The sequence below is a fragment of the Paenibacillus timonensis genome (assembly GCF_022427145.1).
GTDB lineage: Bacteria > Bacillota > Bacilli > Paenibacillales > Paenibacillaceae > Fontibacillus > Fontibacillus timonensis.
In genome coordinates, this window is sequence record NZ_JAKSXN010000086.1 from 1 (window position 1) to 17,755 (window position 17,755).

Consider the following 17,755-nt stretch of genomic DNA (forward strand, 5'->3'; position numbering starts at 1 on the left):
GATGAAACTTGCAGAAACCTGAGGTGCAGGTATGGACAGGGTAGAAATGATAAGAGCAGAAGAAAAACGATATCATGATTTTTGTTATGAACACTACAATCTCTATGAACAAGGGACTTGGTTACACAAGCCTGTTCAAACAGTGCTGGACCTCATAGATCAGTTTAATAGTTATGAATATCTAAGAGTATTAGATCTAGGATCGGGAGTCGGGAGGAACAGTATTCCCATTGCTCAGACAATTAAAAATAGACAAGGTAAAGTTATTTGTGTGGACTTGCTAGAATCGGCACTTAATAAATTGCATGAATATAGTAAACGTTATGAAGTAGAACACATAATCGAGATGAGACTTTCTGATATAGAGCAATTTGAGATCAAGCAAAGTGAATACGATTTAATAATCGCTGTATCAGCGCTTGAACATGTAAGTTCGGAAAGAGCACTAGAAAAGAAATTAAGAGAGATGGTTTTAGGAACAACTGCAGGCGGTATTAACTGTATAATAATTAGTTCGAATATTCGTGAAGTAAATCAGATGACAAGCAATGAGTTGGATCCTATGTTTGAAATCAATCTCTCAACAGAGCGAATGCTAGATTTGATGGACAGGAATTATTCAGGTTGGGAGATTCAAAAGAGAATAGTAAAGCAATTAGAATTTGATATAAAACGTAGAGAGCAACCCGTAAAATTGATGAGTGATTGTATAACATATATAGCAAAGAGAAGTCGGTAAGTAGTTCTAAGAAGCCTGCAAGCATCATCTAACACCGTATTCACGCATCGGGCATTCGCCCTCGGTCCGGACACGAAGTTAGAAGAGGATTCGGAGGGGCATTTCAGTAGCAGGGAAGCTGGGTCAGCCGGACACATCCGCACCGACTAACTGCGCAAGCGCAGCCGGCTCCTGGCGGAGCCTTAAGTCGGTGGGACGTCGTGAATACAATAACGTTATAAGAAATAGATGCAAACTCTAAATTGTTCTAAGCTCGAAGGAGTTGATAGAGATTACCATATCAATAGAAGCTTCCTTTCATATGGATGGAGAGAATTTCTCACCTATTAAAGCCCAAAAAATAACGGGACTTGTATTCTCGGAAATACAAGAATTGGGATCACTTGAAACAAAAGGACCGAACAAAGGTAAATCAAGAACATTAGGATCAGCAGTACTATATGCACCAAATAATATTGATTTAAATCTTAATTGTTATGCGGGACTTGAATGGATTGTAGATAACTTGAAAGATAATATTAAAGTTCTCTTTGAATGCGGAGCAGAAGATATGTATTTGAGTATTGGTGTATTTTACAAATATCAATGCAATATGGCCTTTGAGCCTTACTTACTTAAAAAAATATCAGATCTTAATGTCTCGTTTTGGATTAGTTGTTATGAGGACTACGAAGAAGAATAATTATAGAACTCTGTGTAAGTATACCGAAGAAGGCATCTACTTCTTATAACACAGCATTCACGCATCGGGCCAGCTGCGCTGTCCCTCGGTCGCCGAGAGGATTTCCGGAGAAGTGAGATCAGGCGACAACCTTGCACTACCTAACCGCGTCGCGGCCGGCTCTTCGAGCCTTAAGGTAGTGAAGGTTCGTGAATGCATAAACGTTATAAGAAATCCCCGCAAAGATAAAACTGAAAGGAGCGATAAATAATAAAAGCATATAAAAGAAGCGGAATTATATTCTTGCTAATTGTAGTATTATTCATGTTTTGGAACTCATATAGTACTTCAACTATTGAAGCCGTTACCATACAGAATGTAAGTAAGAATGAAATAACTGTAGTAAATTTAAGCAACCGAGTAAGGACAGTAATATTACCTATCGATATTTCTAAACTGCTAGAGGAGGATAAAGAATATATAATTTCGTACGAAACAAAACTATTTGATAAACATAGACTAAAATACATATCTTCACAAATACCTAAAGAACAAATGTCCAAAGACAGGTGAATTAGTCAATGCTCCGCGGTCGGGGACATCTTATAACACCGTATTCACGCATCGGGGCTATCGCCCCTCGATTGTCCAGATGTATAATCATGGAAGAAGCTCAGACAACAAACGACCCAGCCTAAGATAAGAGCTATCTAAGGCTGGGTCGTTTCGTGAATACAAAGACGTTATCTGCCAGATTGGGCCCAAAGATTTGTAGGTAATCCATGCGCAACTTCCTGTTGCTTGAAGAGGGAAATTGATAGGTAAATACAAAGCAAAGAACGAGAATATAAAACGGGAAAAGACCTGTATAAACCCAGTATAAACCCAGTAAAGAATAAAGCTCGTATAAACCCGGAAGAAGCAATTACCTAAAGGGGACAAAGGAAAAAAGGTATAACATGCACGAGGAATACAAACTGAAAAAGGCGTAAAAAGAAGGAATAAACATGTGGGTCGACGTCCTGTCTCTATTCGAAGAAGTGGGCCCAATCCAACAGATAACACCATGTTCCCGCCAGCGGCTAGAGCCGCTGGGTCCGCCCGGAGTAATAAGAAGCGGAGTCACTACGTAGATAATTCAGTAGCAGGAAGTGAACTCAGGCGGACACGTCTGTAAGGCTAAGTGGCGGAGCCACCCGGTGACCCGGATCGCTGTGCTTGATGGGCCAACTGCTTAAGCCTTTCGACGTCGGGAACACAATACGTTATAGGAAATCAGCAAAAGCAAATATAAAAGTCCATTTACTGAACTTTAAAGCGTTATTTTTAATCATTCATAGTTGAATTTATTGGAGGTTTGAAAGAAATGCAATTAATTAAAGTTATTGTTTCAAGTGACATGACTTACATGCCGGAAGGCGATGATGCAGAAAGTATTAATCGCAGAGACTTATTGAAGATACAGTATTTTATTTCTGAGACTTCTGTCAAAGAAGAATTGCTCCAACAATTAGAAATTGATGTCATAAGATGCAAAGGAGATTGGCTTCAAACAAGTTATAATATGCATGGAAGTTACATAGAATTTGATATTAATTTTTTGCAATATACTGTTGGATTTGAAGATATACACAACCATGACGATTTTCTTGAGGGTTATCAGTCAACTTTGACATGCATTAATCAATGCTTTAAAGACTATTTTAAATTAATTGAATATGAAACAATAAGAATCGAAGGATCTGAAATTAAATCTACAGAAGATAATAATGAAGATGAATATGAGGATGTTGATCTTCTCAATATTACGATTATTGAAGCTGATTTGAGTGAACATCCCATTATAAAGGAATTAGACGATCAAAAATTAGCTTACGAAATAATTAATAAGAGAACAACCCTGAGTAATACCGGCGCAAGCTCTTTTTCTATAGCAGCTCTTATTATGGTCATCGGTAAAGCTGCAGGTGGTGCTATAGGTACAGTTGCAGGCAAGAAATTACTCGAATCAATTATTGAAAAGTATAAAGGCAAAGACAATTTGATTGAAATCGATGATATGAAAATTAAGCTAGGAAAAGTGAAAAGGGGCATATCTTCAATGCTCGATGTTCCTGTTGCTATTATCGATTTTTATTCAATTACTTCTTATGGCGATTCTGTTGCTATATGTTTTGTATGTAGGAAGGGGTTAGAACTAACTTTAATTACTGCCAATTGTAATACAAGAGGCGAAATTAACTATTTGAATGTTGAGAAGCCTACACTGTATTGATTATTATATTGAGCATTTCATAGAAGCTGCTGACATCCTATAACATAATATTCACGCTGCGGGCATACGCCCTGGGTCCAGCATACGCCGGACACTCGACATTCGTCGAGTCGTGAATACAGGAACGTTATACGAAAGTCTCTAGAAACTTTAAAAACAGGAGAATAATCTTATGGAGATCTCAATGAGTCTTCAACCACATGGTTGGTTAGTTGTCATGATTTATACGACTGAAGGTAAAAAATTTGATATACCTGTTTCTTTCTTGTCAGATGCTATCCACGAAATAGCTAGTAAGATATCTATTTTGGATAAAGACGTAAATGAAGTAATTATTACTATGCAAACTGAACCAGGTGAGTATCGATTAAAGATTTCAAAAATCTCAAATGTATTCTGTTTATTTCAGTTATTTGAAATGAGTGACAATTTTAGTACTGAAGCAACTGAAGAAGGCACGCTATTAATAACAGAAGAAATAAAGACAATTAGACTGCTGAGAATTATACATAGAGAATTAACAAAAATGAAAGATTTAGGGTCTGAAGGATTTATTAAAAGATGGAATTCAGATTTTCCGATAAATGCATATGAAAGATTAACCGATATGATATATAAATTAAAGCAATATGAAGCAAATTCATAGTAGAGAGACCTTCGTATAACACCGTATTCACGCTGCGGGTCTGACGCCCCTTGATCTGCAGAAGCGATGGCATAGTAGTTAATTCAGCAGACAACCCTGCACCACCTAACCGCATTGCGGCTGGCACTAACGTGCCTTAAGGTGGTGAGGGTTCGTGAATACAACAACGTTAGGCGAAATAACCTGAAAATAAATTGACAATTACAATAAAGTAGATTATGTTTTCCATATATAAACATATTAAGGATGGAACTATAATGCAATCTTCAAGTTCTCCAGAATGGCTAATTGTTTTGAAGGATTCAATTAACGTTTTATTTTTTTTAATAAACATCTCGTTTTTTTGTATAGTAGGAACCGTTACTATTCTTACATATAAAACGGCGAAAAAAACTTTGTTACAACCGATTAGAACAGAAATTTTCAAGGAACAATTAAAGGAATTTTCCTCACTATTAGAATTTTTTAATGGAAAAGACGAAACTGATTATAGAAAACAGTTTGCTTTTGATAAACTGCTCAGTTGCAATGCTATTAGCTTAATGGACAAATATGCAAGATTATTTTTTGACGTTGAGATTGACCCCGATAAAAGACCATATAATATTACTGAGTGCCCTTCGTCAATATTTACAAGTAAGGGAGCAGAAAAATATCTTGCGGTATGTGATGAGCATGTAATTACTGACAATGGCGACATAGAGAAGCCAATTAAGCCGGACCCGCGAACAAGAGCGGCCATTTGGAGTTCTTATGAACAACATGAAATTCATATCCCTAGAGAGTTTAGTGAAACGGAGGATCGATTAAAGAAAATAAAGAATTCTCCATTATTACCTGTTGAATGCGTCGATTTAATTGATAGATATATCGAAGTAGCATACAAAAATGTAGATATGATAAGAGAACTGCTTACAAATTGTGCAAGAGAATTACCTGAAAAATATGCAGATTATGAGTTAATGAAAAAGGCATCAATTAGTTGGATACATCATAAGTATGTCGATGAATTTGAACATTTAAGTGAACCAGCTTCAAATATAATTAAATATATTCGCCATTATTTCAGTGTAGATAATTTGAAAAATCCGAAATAACTAATTTTGCACCTAGTTTTATTAGGTGCTTTTTTTCATCGTAGTTAATTCAGGATGCCAGGTTACTTCGCCTAACACCGTATTCACGCTGCGGCCCCTGGCGGGTCCTTGGTCTGCAGAGGAATTTCGGGGAAGTGGAATCAGCAGACAACCCTGCGAGGCTAAGTGGCGAAGCCACCCGGCCCTTACGGGCCTTAAGCCTCTCGGGTTCGTGAATACAAGAACGTTAGGCGAAATTACTGATTTCATTATTAGGAGTGATTAGTGTTGCAAAAACTCACACTATTTGAGAATGCTATAGACTCTATCGAACATGGTCTTTATCATCTTAGTAGATATCCAGAAGAACTAATAATCTCAGATGCGAAGCAATCAATTATGAATTTAATAAATGGTTTGGATCTATTAATTCTTGAAAAATTAAGATCAATTGATGCTGATGCTATATTTGAGAACAAATATAACGCTAACACACTTAAGGCAGAACAGGCTTATAGAAAGATAAAGGATCATTTAAGTGAAGAAATAGAAGATTGGGAATTCAAAGCATATTCGATTCTAAAGAAATTAAGAAACAATGCTGTTCATTTTGAATTCTCTTTTGGAGAAGACAATATCAAAAACATAAGTTTATTAATTCATTTATGTATTAGGTTTATTGAAACAGAATTGGATAAGGAAATAGAAGAATTGCTTTCAGAAGAGAACTATCATAGATGCAGACGAGTACTGAAAGATCTCCCCTTTGGGGAGATTATTGAGGAAAGATATGTGGCTTCGATTGAAGCAGATATATATACCTACGCCTACTCTACAAAGGGGATGTATTCAGCGGTACTAGATTCTCCTTGTGGTAATTGTGGTAGAGAAGGGATAAGTATTGCAGAAGATTTTTATACTTTTGGTAAATGTGTTTTTTGTGAAGAACAATATAATATTCAATGCTGTGAGAGATGTGGTCATCATTTTGATGCTGACTGGGAAGGAACAGAAGTTCATGAAGATGGGGATTACTTATGCGATGGATGCATGGACTACTATAACGATCAATAACTCCTTAGTTATTCAATGAAGTCAGTAACTTCGCCTAACAACATGTTCACCCATCGGGCCATTCGGCCCTCGATCCGGCAGAAGTCAGAAGTGGTTTCGGAGAGGGATTTCAGCAGCAGGGAAGATGATTCAGCCGGACACATCCAACTCCCTAACCGCGTCGCGGCCGCCCTTCGGGCTTAAGGGAGTTGGACGTCGTGAACACAAGAACGTTATACGACAGGGTCTGAAGAGCAAAAGAAAAAGGCCCGGAGGGCCCTTAATTCATTTGAATATGTAGTTCATTAAAAAGATATAGTGCATCTTTAAATCCTTGCAAATATATTTTACTTTCCAAAACAGTTTGCAATGAAGTTAGAGCGTCTTCATAAAGAAATAGGGTATGTTGAAGGTTATCGGGAAGCGACTCTCGAATGATTTTTAGATACTGCTCACATTCCGAAGAAAATTGTTCAAGTTCTGAGTTTGAGTATAACGGTTCTAAGCGATTGCGAATTAAAGGCTCAGCTAAAACTTCTAAAGATTCAATCAATGACTTCCCTCCTTTTATTAACTCTACAAGGTTATTATATATCCCTGTGAGGTTAATTGTAAAGATAAATATTAGCTCTATAAGGTGAAATGATGACTTCTAATTGATAAAAATAACTTTGAGATATAATATATTGATCATGGGAGGGAGTCTGCTTGATAAGGTGCAATATTAGAGTTCTAATGGCTGAACACCGAATTGATGATATAACAGAATTAATGAACAGATCTGGACTGAGTAGAAATTCGATTAACAAACTGTATAAAGAAATAAATATTGAAACGACCAAATTAGAAACATTATTAAAGCTATGTGATACATTTGAGTGCAAATTATCAGATTTGATTGAATACACGCCTGATAAATAATAACAGTAAACGATGTGGGGATACTCATAGAAGGACCCCGTCGTATAACAATGCATCTACGCTACGGGGCATTCGCCCCTTGGTTGTCAGATGTGAAATCAAAGAAGAAGAATATTCAGACAACACACGACCCGGCCTAAGATAATAGCTATCTAAGGCCGGGTCGCGTCGTAGATGCGGAACCGTTATAAGAAATAGATGCAAAACATAATTTGTTCTAAAACTTGAAGGAGTTGATAGAGATTACAATATCAATAGAAGCCTCCTTTCATATGGGTGGAGAGAATTTCTCACCTATTAAAGCCCAAAAAATAACGGGACTTGTATTCTCAAAGATACAAGAATTAGGATCACTTGAAACAAAAGGACCGAACAAAGGTAAACCAAGAACATTAGGATCCGCAGTACTTTATGCACCAAATAATGTTGATTTAGATCTTAATTGTTATGCGGGACTTGAATGGATTGTAGATAACTTGAAAGAAAATATTAAAATGCTCATTGAATGCGGAGCAGAAGAAATGTATTTGAGTATTGGTGTATTTTACAAATATCAATGCAATATGGCATTTGAGCCTTACTTACTTAATAAAATATCAGATCTTAATGTCTCGTTTTGGATTAGTTGTTATGAGGACAACGAAGAAGAATAATTATAAAACTTTGTGTAAGTAAACCAAAGAAGGCATCTACTTCTTATAACACAGCATTCACGCATCGGGCCAGCTACGCTGTCCCTCGGTCGCCGAGAGGATTTTCGGAGAAGTGAAATCAGGCGACAACCTTGCACTACCTAACCGCGTCGCGGCCGGCTCTTCGAGCCTTAAGGTAGTGAAGGTTCGTGAATGCGGGAACGTTATGTGAAATTCGGCAATACAAAATTAAAATCAAAAAGAGGTAATAAAGATGTCAGGTACAGAATGGCAAGTACTTCAAGATCAAACAGATCTGGATAGCCTGATGAATTTATTTGGATGGTTCCATGATTCCTGTATAAAGGAATTATTTATGTGGACAGATCATTATGTAAATCATGATCTATCTATGTCTGTATCTGGCGATAGGGATAATAGAGTTAGAGTTCTAATTCAAAGACAATATACTAATCCTACAGCTGTTGAATTAATGTTTGAGGAAGTAACACAAATTTATATAGTTCCTAGTCCGGAGAATTACGATTCAATTATATATGAAGCTACGTTCTTATTTCGGGATGGATTGTTTTATTGGGCAGATGATAGGAACTGGGATCCCGATGGGAAGTATAGACATGCTTCTGTAAACTGGATTAGTTCTAGGAAAGTAAAATGGAGAGATGCAAGCGATTGGATTGGAAAGACATTAAGATACGGACCCAGAGAGATCCCTGAAAGTTAATCGAAGAAGTGCCGAAAGACATCACATAACACCGTATTCACGCATCGCAGCCCTTCGGCTGCTCGGTCCGCCCGAGGCATTTTCGAGGGAGTTGATCAAGGCGGACAACCCTGCGAACCTAACCGCGTCGCGGCCGGCTCCTCCGGAGCCTTAAGGTTCTCGGGTTCGTGAATACAAGAACGTTATACGACAGAATCTAATGAAAAATAGCGTGTTCTCTCAAATGTACATTACTACGTTATGTAGATGAAGGGCGCCTTTAAAGCTTTGTAAAGAGATTTCCCGTTTTAAAATAGACAGCGATATATAAAGTGATAACTGATAAAGGTATAAGAAATCATACAGTTTGAGGGGCATGAAAATGAGAGAGATTAAATTCTATTCAAGAAATGACTTAGCAAGTGGGCATATTCTAAAAAAAATTGAAGATTATTTAATTGAACGCAGAGCGGAAAAGAAACAAGTAAATATCAATGACATGATTGAAATATATAATATAAAACAATATTTTGACCATAAGCTGTACCTGCTAAAGTGGACTTCGAATGAGATTGAAAAGTACGAAAAGCAAGTTGATATTTATTTTAAGCAGGTTGGGCGTTTTTTTCATTTTATTAACGGAGAAAATTTAGTAGATTTCTATAATGAATTGGAAATAGAATACAGAGAAGATTTTTGGGCACTTTTTGAAAAATTTAAAGTATACGAAAAAATTACAGATGTAAGCTTTATGCAACTTTTGCATGAAAATAATATTTGGCTTTATCAACTATTGCAGCACAAAACGCTTGTTCAACACTTTGGTAGAGTAATTAAGGAATATATGCTTAATGATCATTCAGCAGCAGAGCTATTGTTAGATGAATATGAGATGCAAAATACAATGGAAAAAGAAAAGTTGAATTTCCCAAAAGAGCTAACATTTTTGGATAAAGAAAGAATTATCCTTAATTACATTAATAGCGAAATACCTAATTTGAATTATTTGCGGCTTATTGTGAATATACAGAGTAATAAAGACAAAATTGTGCTTTCACCGAGAACTATATTAACCGCGAAAAAAAGAGCAGAAAAAGAAGAAGAGAGACTTTTTCCTGAAGATTCTGGAATACTAGTGGAAACTACCGTGGGTTTTTCTAAAAGTCAGGAAGAAGCTGTTATTTCTAATATAGATGGAATGTCAATAAAGGTTATGTACAGTACAAAATGGCTTGAGGAAAATAAAGATTATGAAACACTACTAAATAACTTTATATTTTTATTTGAATTTGTTGATCTTCAAATGAGATGTAATTTTGTAAACAAGTCCAATCAAATGGGAGTTATGGAAAGAATCATTCATTCTCGTTCTCGAAATGCTTATCTAACAGGAATGGCTTTTAATCAAATGAACATGTTATCTTTATTGCAAATTAACGGGTATTATAATGAACTATTCAGCTTAGGAGTACGTCTGGAGTTAGTCATTGAATGGTTTTTTAAAGAGTACTTGCCTAATGAGTTTCAAGTTTCAAGTTTTGATATTAACATGCCGTCAACTCACTCCACATTGCTCGAAAAGTGCACTAATATAATGCCAGCGGTAGAGTCAGTTTCTAAAACAATTTACTTTATATGTTGAAGAAGGCATAGTTGATTTTGAATTACTTGAAATACGCTCTGATCATCTTGTATATAGCAATATCCCTTCATTAGTAAATAAAAAGTATGCATACGGTAGAGGAGAAGAATTTAACTATGCAACTTTTCTCTTTTTCTCTGATCAAAGTGGACTAGTCTATATTGAGAAAAATCAGCGTAGTTATAAAAGTTACTTTGAATTGCTATGCAATCAACCTCTTAAATTGGCTGAATATCCAGAATACTGTCATCAGAAAATTGAGTGGTTATTGGAGAAGAATTATCTGAAGAGTGACGATGAAGGATATATCATTTTTGAAGATGAATCTGTAATTTTGGTAATGAAAGATTTATATTTTAATGAAGTAGTTAACTATTGGCGAACTTCACCAACAAAAAGAAGTGCTATGGATAAACTTGAAACAAAAAAAGTAATTGTTTTTGAAAGCTCATTATTATCAAAACCCGAGCAAGAGTATATAAATTATACGCTTAATAAGTCACAATTCAATAATGGATGGGATTTAAGAAATAGATACAGTCATACTCAACCGAAAAGTAGTGAAAATGATTCAATGCACGAACAAAACTACATGATATTTCTAAGACTATTAATTTTATTTGTGATTAAAATAAACGATGATTTTTGCATAGCAGATATGTTATCAAAAGGAGAAGCTCAGGGGAACAAAGTTTAAAGACATCTTATCAAGGTAGGCGCCATATTAACTGAAAATTATTAGGTCTGATTGAATATGTACCTGTAGAAGATGCATGGTGATGGTGAAGGTTGATTCACGAAGAGATTCGTCGTATAACATAGTATTCACGCTTCGGGCATGCGCCCTCGTTCCGGCAGAGGCATTTCGGAGAGGCAGTAGCAACCGGACACACTTGGCATTCGCCAAGCGTCGTGAATACAAGAACGTTATACGACAGGGTCTTAAGAGCAAAAGAAAAGGCCCGTAGGACCCTTAATTCATTTGAATATGTAGTTCATTAAAAAGATATAGTGCATCTTTAAGTCCTTGCAAATATATTTTACTTTCCAAAACAGTTTGCAATGAAGTTAGAGCGTCTTCATAAAGAAATAGGGTGTGTTGAAGGTTATCGGGAAGCGACTCTCGAATTATTTTTAGATACTGCTCACATTCCGAAGAAAATTGTTCAAGTTCTGAGTTTGAGTATAACGGTTCTAAACGATGGCGAATTAAAGGCTCAGCTAAATTCAATCAATGACTTCCCTCCTTTTATTAACTCTATAAGGTTATTATATATCCCTGTGAATTTAAATGTAAAGGTAATTATTAACTCTAGAGGGTGAAATGATGACTTATTATTGAAAAAGATAATTATGAGAGATAACATATTGAGCATAGGAGGGAGTCTGTTTGATAAAGTGCAATATTAGAGTTCTAATGGCTGAACACCGAATTGATGATATAACCGAATTAATGAACAGATCAGGACTGAGTAGAAATTCGATTAACAAACTCTATAAAGAAATAAATATTGAAACGACCAAATTAGAAACATTATTAAAGCTATGTGATACATTTGAGTGCAAATTATCAGATTTGATTGAATACACGCCTGATAAATGATAACAGTAAACGATGTGGGGATACTCATAGAAGGACCCCGTCGTATAACAATGCATCTACGCTGTGGGGCATTCGCCCCTTGGTTGTCAGATGTGTGAGCAAAGAAGGATATTCAGACAACACACGACCCGGCCTAAGATAATATCTATCTAAGGCCGGGTCGCGTCGTAGATGCGGAAACGTTATCGGAAACTTCTGCAAAGCTCAAAAAACAGATAAAAATAAAGGATGATCACCATGACTGCCATGACTGAACTATTTAACTTTTTGGAACCATGGAAAGAAGAACGATCTGAAATCTATACAAATGAATTGTATAAAGAATTATCAAGCTCACACATTCTCAAAGAAGAGAAGGTCAGTATTGTCGCACGGAGAATGGATTGCGATGAAGTTTTATTTAAATTACTGAATAAACCCCAGAAATATGCCCAAGTTCATTTGACTTGGAGTGGAAAACCTGAAAAAGATATTAAATGGCCAAGGACAAAAATATATGACTCATTAGAAGAATGGATAAATACAAGAATGATAATAGATAACAATGAATATGAAACTGAATAAGTAATAATTATGACAGCGAAATCAAAGAAGTCAGAAGCATCCGATAACACCGTATTCACGCTGCGGGCCATTCGGCCCTTGGATCGCCAGAAGTTAAGAAGCCAGGAAGCAAATCAGGCGATCAACTCCTGCGAGGCTAAGTCTTCGACCCGGGCGCAAGCGCCCTTAAGCCTCTCGGGTTCGTGAATACAACAACGTTATCTGAAATTGATGTAGAACTATAAAATATTCAAGAGAGCAGGCAGAACAATGAGATGTGCATTAATTGATAACTCTTCACTTACTGCAGTCCAAAGAATAATGGGTGAAATTCCAATATTTAATAAGTATATGATCGATGCTGATATTGTTGCATTTGAGAACTTTATTCAAAGTATCTTGTTTTACGATAAGATTATTTTTTTGGATGATTATAAAGAAGAGCATAAAGTTACTAGAAAGCAATATTTTAACAATTTACTAGGAGTAACATTGACAACAGAAACTAATAAAATATTGGCTCTTGAATCGGATAGAATAACGCATGATATTTTACCTAACATTGAAGGTGGAAGACTAAAAGATAAAGATATTAAGAATTTCTTTGAACAACTAAAAATGTATTTGACATTTTCTTGGGAACTAAATTCAAGTGTATACTACCTTACTGTACGAGTTTTAGAAGACATTGGTGGTTTAGATGTGCCTAAGTACAGTAAATTATCACAAATGATATATTCAGAATTACAAGAGAAGAGGGTTGTTGAGACGAATTCAAGTGAGAAGCAAGTCACTATTCTTGATTCTAAAGGAAAACCAATAACCCATGATTATTCCGTGGTTGATAAGTGGGGTAAAGCACAGGAAACAAATTTATCCGATCAGTTGCTTACGTTTATATCAGGAGTAAATTGGATGTCATTTAGGACAGCTTATTATACTCTGGCAGCAAAGAATCTAAATGTCGATCTTGTACTTCACCCTATTAGACAGGGCTTTCAACTGAATTTACTTTCGAAATTACATGTATATGATAGTTCGTTACACTCGAGATTGTTATCAGAACTAAATAAAAATGCACAAGAAACTGTATCAAAGATTAATAGGTTGACAGATCCGATAATTATGAATAACGCTGTTCCACTTTTTACAGCTTGGATTGCTGAGAAAGCAGGTCCTAAAGGTGATTTCATTAACGTGGCGTATGAATTACACAACGATAAACATATTATTGAAGCTAGAAATAAACTTAATACTCTTGAAGAGTTTATTCAAGAAGGAGAAAGTAAAAAATTCGTTGAGACAGCTAATCAATTGGTACTTGAAATAAATAAACAAATGAAGAGATTATGTGAGAAATATAAAGTTGAAACTGCACAAGGCATACCAATTTCGAACATTATTTCAGTCTACAATTATACAGCCCCGATGCACGGAATACCAGCGATACCTAAAATATCTGGAAACATAAAGGGATTGGATTTTATTAAAGATATTTTACCTAAAAAGGGTTTTGCGGGTTTATACAGACGGATAGTTAATGACTTAACAGTGATTGAACGTTTAGGAAAATATCACGATATTATAGCTTCTAAAGTAGTTTTCGCTAAAAATGCTGGATATTATAACACTAAAACCGATCAATCTTCATATCAAAAAGCAAGGACATTTTGGAAATTACCTTTGTAAGAATATTCGAGAAGACATCAACTTCAGATAACACGGTATTCACACTACGGGCCTGACGGTCCTTAGTTTGCAAGAGGTTTTCGAGGAAGAGGATTCAGCAGACAACCCTGCACTGGCTAAGTCCGTCGGACCCGGGGCTAGCGCCCCTTAAGCCAGTGAGGGTTCGTGAATACAAGAACGTTATCAGAAATTTCAGCAAAGGATGATTTAGAGTGTTTAATCAAGAAGAATTATTAAAAATGATTAACAAAGAAGAAGGATATGAAATCGAATTTAAAGAGTCACTATCAGGTTTGAAGTCAGAAGACATTGTTGCATTCGCTAATTCTAAAACTGGCGGGGTAATATTAATCGGGGTGAAGGATGATTGTGATAATCAAGGAAGACAAGTTGGGACAGTTATTGGTTGTCAGATTAATGATAATGGGAAATTATCAATCCTAAATAAGGCACAGAGTTGTAGACCACCAGTTAATATAGAAATTAATTCTAAAGAAATTGCAGGAGTTAGTATCTATGTTATTGAAATTCCAAGCGGTGAATTTAAGCCCTATTGTACAGATGGTGGAACATACCGTATTAGAGGAGATGGACAAAAACGTTCTTTATACCCAAGTGAGCTACTTTCATTGTTTATGGAAAGTGAAAGAAATAAGTTTATTAATAGTTTCAAAGAAGCTACAACGGAATTGGAAAGAAATTTAGATGAAACAAAGCAGCAGATGTTGAAAGAAACCAATATGATGCTTAAAGAACTTCAATCTTTTGATAAGAAGATTTCTGAAACATTAGACGATATTTATTCGAGTGCTGATAATGCAGATAGTAATTCTAGTAGCGTTGAGAGTACAGTAAGTGACATAGAAGATACTGTAGACGATATATGGAGAATTTTAATGACCGTGTCTTATTTACTTCCTAGAATTGATTCAAATATTAAGAATAATCAAAATGTAGATAATCTCGATCCAAGGGTATTCATAAAGGAAAGTCTGTCAAGATTTTTGAAGAGGATTAATCGAAATAGTGTTTATTCGCAACGGAATATAGACAGACAAGTAAATATTGTGAAGAGTATATTTCCTGAAATAAGCAAACAAGAATTGGAACAAATAATTAAAGAAATAGATTTAAAGTAACTCATAGATGGGCTGAAGCTTCTGATAACACTGTATTCACGCTACGGGGCTATCGCCCCTTGGTTGTCAGATGTATAATCATGGAAGAAGTTCAGACAACAAACGACCCAGCCTAAGATAAAAGCTATCTAAGTCTGGGTCGTTTCGTGAATACAACAACGTTAGCTGAAATACGGAGGAGTAGATCATGAAAACCATAAGTGAATCTATAGTCTACAAAAATACTGAGCGATCTTCAATTTATGCTGATATCTATTATCATGGAAGCCAAACTCCTGTTATTATCTATATTCATAGTGGAGCGCTAATATTTGGCACAAGAAAGTGGTTGCCAATTGAGCAGGTTGAAATATATAAGAATGCTGGATTTAGTGTCATAAGCATTGATTATCGGCTTGCTCCAGAAACGAATTTTGAATTAATTATTGAGGATATTAAAGATGCTTTATATTGGGTTAGAAATACCGTATCGAAGATGTATGATATTAACACGGATAAGCTTGCTATGATTGGTGGTTCAGCCGGAGCTTATCTTAGTTTGCTAAGCGGAACAATGGAGTGTAGACCTGATGCGATTGTTTCCTTTTACGGTTACGGCGATATCTTAGGTAAATGGTATTCTGAGCCTAGTGAATTCTACTGCAAAAGATCAATTGTTAAGCTTGAAGAAGCTGAACGGTCTCTTAGCAACTATGAAGTGTCAGAAGGCTCGTGGGAAAGGTTTAATTATTATCTTTGGTGTCGCCAGCATGGTACTTGGGTTGAGGCGGTAACAGGTATGGATCGAGATATTGATCATGAATTACTAAGGAAGTATAACCCTATCGATAATATTTCTAAGGACTTTCCCCCTACACTCTTTTTGCACGGGGACAAGGATACTGATGTGCCTTACGAACAATCTTTGATGATGTATGAAGCATTACGAAAAGCTGGAATTCAAACGGACCTTGTAACCGTTAATGGCGCTGATCATGTTTTTGATCAAAACTTGAATGATCCACAGGTTAAGAGCGTATTTGAGAAAACGCTAGGTTTTCTTAAAAAACATTTGTGTGAGTAATTCGAAGAGGTTCCGTACTTCAGTTAACACCGCATTCACGCATCGGGCCTGACGGCCCTTGGTCCGCAAGAAGTATTTTCGATGGAGCGTATTCAGCGGACAACCCTGAACCACCTAACCGCATCGCGGCCGGAGAACCGGGAGGCTAAGATAAGAGCTATCTAAGCCTTCCGGTCCTCCTTAAGCCAGTGAGGCTTCGTGAATACAACAACGTTATATGAAACCGGACAAGTTATATTTTTGGGGGTATCTCATGAAGGCGACTAGAATACCATTACTTTTGTTTGTACTCTTGAGTTGTTTAGTTGTAATAAGTTGCAGTAATGTTGAAGAGGTTACTCCACCACATGATATTGAAAACATTAGATTGAAGTTAATCGAACTGAAGGAAGATTTAAATGGAATGATATATATGCTTAAAGTACAAAACAATTCTAACCATGAGATAATACAGAATAATGTATATGTGAGTTTTCCAATACTGGTGGAAAACGGGACAAGGAGTAATGAATTTAAGATTGAAGCAAAAAATAATAAACTTAATATAAAACCAGGAGAAGAAGTGCTTCTTACAGCTTTTGCGAGTAAGGAAATGTATGAAGGGAATTCAAATATTGATGTAACTAATCCGGATATAGAGATAAACGGATATGTTGATAAGGTGTCGGAACTAAATCGTTTTCATAGGGGCGGAGGATACAAAGCGATGAATGATTTTTGAAAGTAACGCTCTGTAGTGTTCCGGAATCATATAACAATGTGTTCACGCATCGGCGGACAAGCCGCCTCTGTCCCGGAAGGTAAGTCGAGGAAGTAGACGCGGGGACACATCCGCACCACCTAACCGCATCGCGGCCGCCACTTCGTGGCTTAAGGTGGTGGGACGTCGTGAATACAACAACGTTATGTGAAAGGACTGGAGTGCGTTTGAAGGTCAATTTTAAGTACAAAGCAATAGTTGCTATTGTTATCATATTAATGATCTTATTATCAATGAAATATATAAAACCAATGTATGAATATCAAATACAAGATAGTCAGATAGCTATTAGTAAATCAATTAGTACGATGACAGGAGGAAAACCGATTCAGATAATCCTTATTGAAGATGTAGATAATAAGCGGATCGTATTATTTCAACGTGGATCAGAGAATGGGGAGTCAATGCTTACAAAGGGACCAAACAATAAATATAGACTTGATTCTTCGGGTTATGGCACGAATGTAGTACGATATAGAATCCTCAACACGAATAAGGGTCAGTATGTAAAATTCGTCGGTAAAAACTCATCCAGTATATCTAGAATACTTAGCTTTGTAGATGAAGAAAGATATTATATCGATATACC

General features: G+C 36.1%; 21 protein-coding genes. 19 read left to right on the forward strand and 2 right to left on the reverse strand.

The window, feature by feature from the left end; all coding sequences use genetic code 11:
• Positions 1-31 precede the first annotated feature (31 nt).
• From MJ257_RS22820 to MJ257_RS22845, 6 genes are all read left to right on the forward strand, one after another.
• The gene (locus MJ257_RS22820) at positions 32-739 is read left to right on the forward strand and encodes a class I SAM-dependent methyltransferase (protein ID WP_036714650.1); all 708 of its coding nucleotides are present in this window, start codon (positions 32-34) and stop codon (positions 737-739) included.
• A 262-nt stretch (positions 740-1,001) separates the two neighbouring features.
• Positions 1,002-1,421, forward strand: coding sequence for a hypothetical protein (locus MJ257_RS22825; protein ID WP_240271409.1), 420 nt, complete (start codon positions 1,002-1,004; stop codon positions 1,419-1,421).
• 1,345 nt (positions 1,422-2,766) lie between these two features.
• On the forward strand, positions 2,767-3,675 hold the full coding sequence (locus tag MJ257_RS22830) for a hypothetical protein (protein WP_240271410.1): 909 nt from the start codon (positions 2,767-2,769) through the stop codon (positions 3,673-3,675).
• Between the two features lie 172 nt (positions 3,676-3,847).
• Entirely contained in the window at positions 3,848-4,321 is a 474-nt protein-coding gene (locus MJ257_RS22835) for a hypothetical protein (RefSeq protein ID WP_240271411.1), read from the forward strand.
• A gap of 257 nt (positions 4,322-4,578) precedes the next feature.
• Entirely contained in the window at positions 4,579-5,418 is an 840-nt protein-coding gene (locus MJ257_RS22840) for a hypothetical protein (protein ID WP_240271412.1), read from the forward strand.
• A gap of 267 nt (positions 5,419-5,685) precedes the next feature.
• Positions 5,686-6,471: a hypothetical protein gene (locus MJ257_RS22845; protein WP_240271413.1), complete on the forward strand. Its 786-nt coding sequence runs from the start codon at positions 5,686-5,688 to the stop codon at positions 6,469-6,471.
• A 259-nt stretch (positions 6,472-6,730) separates the two neighbouring features.
• On the opposite strand, the gene MJ257_RS22850 is transcribed toward MJ257_RS22845, so the two are convergent.
• Positions 6,731-7,003, reverse strand: coding sequence for a hypothetical protein (locus tag MJ257_RS22850; RefSeq protein ID WP_240271414.1), 273 nt, complete (start codon positions 7,001-7,003; stop codon positions 6,731-6,733).
• Between the two features lie 155 nt (positions 7,004-7,158).
• Here MJ257_RS22850 and MJ257_RS22855 point away from each other — a divergent pair, with 155 nt between their 5' ends.
• The 5 genes from MJ257_RS22855 (at position 7,159) to MJ257_RS22875 (ending at position 11,066) form a co-directional block, all read left to right on the forward strand.
• Entirely contained in the window at positions 7,159-7,371 is a 213-nt protein-coding gene (locus MJ257_RS22855) for a helix-turn-helix domain-containing protein (RefSeq protein WP_036699887.1), read from the forward strand.
• A gap of 224 nt (positions 7,372-7,595) precedes the next feature.
• Positions 7,596-8,024, forward strand: coding sequence for a hypothetical protein (locus MJ257_RS22860; RefSeq protein WP_240271415.1), 429 nt, complete (start codon positions 7,596-7,598; stop codon positions 8,022-8,024).
• Between the two features lie 253 nt (positions 8,025-8,277).
• Positions 8,278-8,748 (forward strand): hypothetical protein, encoded by a 471-nt coding sequence (locus MJ257_RS22865; protein ID WP_240271416.1) that lies wholly within the window; start codon positions 8,278-8,280, stop codon positions 8,746-8,748.
• Between the two features lie 361 nt (positions 8,749-9,109).
• Positions 9,110-10,369 (forward strand): hypothetical protein, encoded by a 1,260-nt coding sequence (locus MJ257_RS22870; RefSeq protein WP_240271417.1) that lies wholly within the window; start codon positions 9,110-9,112, stop codon positions 10,367-10,369.
• A gap of 268 nt (positions 10,370-10,637) precedes the next feature.
• Positions 10,638-11,066 carry a hypothetical protein gene (locus MJ257_RS22875; protein WP_240271418.1) on the forward strand — a complete coding sequence of 143 codons (429 nt, stop codon included), beginning with the start codon at positions 10,638-10,640 and terminating at the stop codon, positions 11,064-11,066.
• Between the two features lie 276 nt (positions 11,067-11,342).
• Here the strand turns inward: MJ257_RS22875 and MJ257_RS22880 are convergent, their stop codons facing one another.
• A complete protein-coding gene (locus MJ257_RS22880) occupies positions 11,343-11,600 on the reverse strand; it encodes a hypothetical protein (RefSeq protein ID WP_240271419.1) in 258 nt (85 codons plus the stop codon).
• A gap of 159 nt (positions 11,601-11,759) precedes the next feature.
• Here MJ257_RS22880 and MJ257_RS22885 point away from each other — a divergent pair, with 159 nt between their 5' ends.
• The 8 genes from MJ257_RS22885 to MJ257_RS22920 form a co-directional block, all read left to right on the forward strand.
• On the forward strand, positions 11,760-11,972 hold the full coding sequence (locus tag MJ257_RS22885; RefSeq protein WP_270407262.1) for a helix-turn-helix domain-containing protein: 213 nt from the start codon (positions 11,760-11,762) through the stop codon (positions 11,970-11,972).
• A gap of 246 nt (positions 11,973-12,218) precedes the next feature.
• Positions 12,219-12,536: a hypothetical protein gene (locus tag MJ257_RS22890; RefSeq protein WP_240271420.1), complete on the forward strand. Its 318-nt coding sequence runs from the start codon at positions 12,219-12,221 to the stop codon at positions 12,534-12,536.
• 9 nt (positions 12,537-12,545) lie between these two features.
• Positions 12,546-12,722: a hypothetical protein gene (locus tag MJ257_RS22895; protein WP_240271421.1), complete on the forward strand. Its 177-nt coding sequence runs from the start codon at positions 12,546-12,548 to the stop codon at positions 12,720-12,722.
• A gap of 63 nt (positions 12,723-12,785) precedes the next feature.
• Complete coding sequence (locus MJ257_RS22900) at positions 12,786-14,204, forward strand: hypothetical protein (RefSeq protein WP_240271422.1); 1,419 nt, start codon at positions 12,786-12,788, stop codon at positions 14,202-14,204.
• 212 nt (positions 14,205-14,416) lie between these two features.
• Positions 14,417-15,343, forward strand: a complete 927-nt coding sequence (locus tag MJ257_RS22905; RefSeq protein ID WP_240271423.1) for an AlbA family DNA-binding domain-containing protein — start codon at positions 14,417-14,419, stop codon at positions 15,341-15,343.
• Between the two features lie 187 nt (positions 15,344-15,530).
• Positions 15,531-16,406: an alpha/beta hydrolase gene (locus tag MJ257_RS22910; protein WP_240271424.1), complete on the forward strand. Its 876-nt coding sequence runs from the start codon at positions 15,531-15,533 to the stop codon at positions 16,404-16,406.
• 253 nt (positions 16,407-16,659) lie between these two features.
• Positions 16,660-17,127 (forward strand): hypothetical protein, encoded by a 468-nt coding sequence (locus MJ257_RS22915; protein WP_240271425.1) that lies wholly within the window; start codon positions 16,660-16,662, stop codon positions 17,125-17,127.
• Positions 17,128-17,294: 167 nt separating this feature from the next.
• Positions 17,295-17,755, forward strand: a 461-nt coding sequence (locus MJ257_RS22920) for a hypothetical protein (RefSeq protein WP_240271426.1), incomplete at its 3' end; no start/stop codon positions are given.

Bases quoted from the DNA above. Each gene is read 5' to 3' on its own strand.
- MJ257_RS22830 (WP_240271410.1), top strand. From the start codon at position 2,767: ATGCAATTAATTAAAGTTATTGTTTCAAGTGACATGACTTACATGCCG.
- MJ257_RS22840 (WP_240271412.1), top strand. From the start codon at position 4,579: ATGCAATCTTCAAGTTCTCCAGAATGGCTAATTGTTTTGAAGGATTCA.
- MJ257_RS22820 (WP_036714650.1), top strand. From the start codon at position 32: ATGGACAGGGTAGAAATGATAAGAGCAGAAGAAAAACGATATCATGAT.
- MJ257_RS22900 (WP_240271422.1), top strand. From the start codon at position 12,786: ATGAGATGTGCATTAATTGATAACTCTTCACTTACTGCAGTCCAAAGA.
- MJ257_RS22915 (WP_240271425.1), top strand. From the start codon at position 16,660: ATGAAGGCGACTAGAATACCATTACTTTTGTTTGTACTCTTGAGTTGT.
- MJ257_RS22865 (WP_240271416.1), top strand. From the start codon at position 8,278: ATGTCAGGTACAGAATGGCAAGTACTTCAAGATCAAACAGATCTGGAT.
- MJ257_RS22890 (WP_240271420.1), top strand. From the start codon at position 12,219: ATGACTGAACTATTTAACTTTTTGGAACCATGGAAAGAAGAACGATCT.
- MJ257_RS22910 (WP_240271424.1), top strand. From the start codon at position 15,531: ATGAAAACCATAAGTGAATCTATAGTCTACAAAAATACTGAGCGATCT.
- MJ257_RS22895 (WP_240271421.1), top strand. From the start codon at position 12,546: ATGACAGCGAAATCAAAGAAGTCAGAAGCATCCGATAACACCGTATTC.
- MJ257_RS22870 (WP_240271417.1), top strand. From the start codon at position 9,110: ATGAGAGAGATTAAATTCTATTCAAGAAATGACTTAGCAAGTGGGCAT.
- MJ257_RS22835 (WP_240271411.1), top strand. From the start codon at position 3,848: ATGGAGATCTCAATGAGTCTTCAACCACATGGTTGGTTAGTTGTCATG.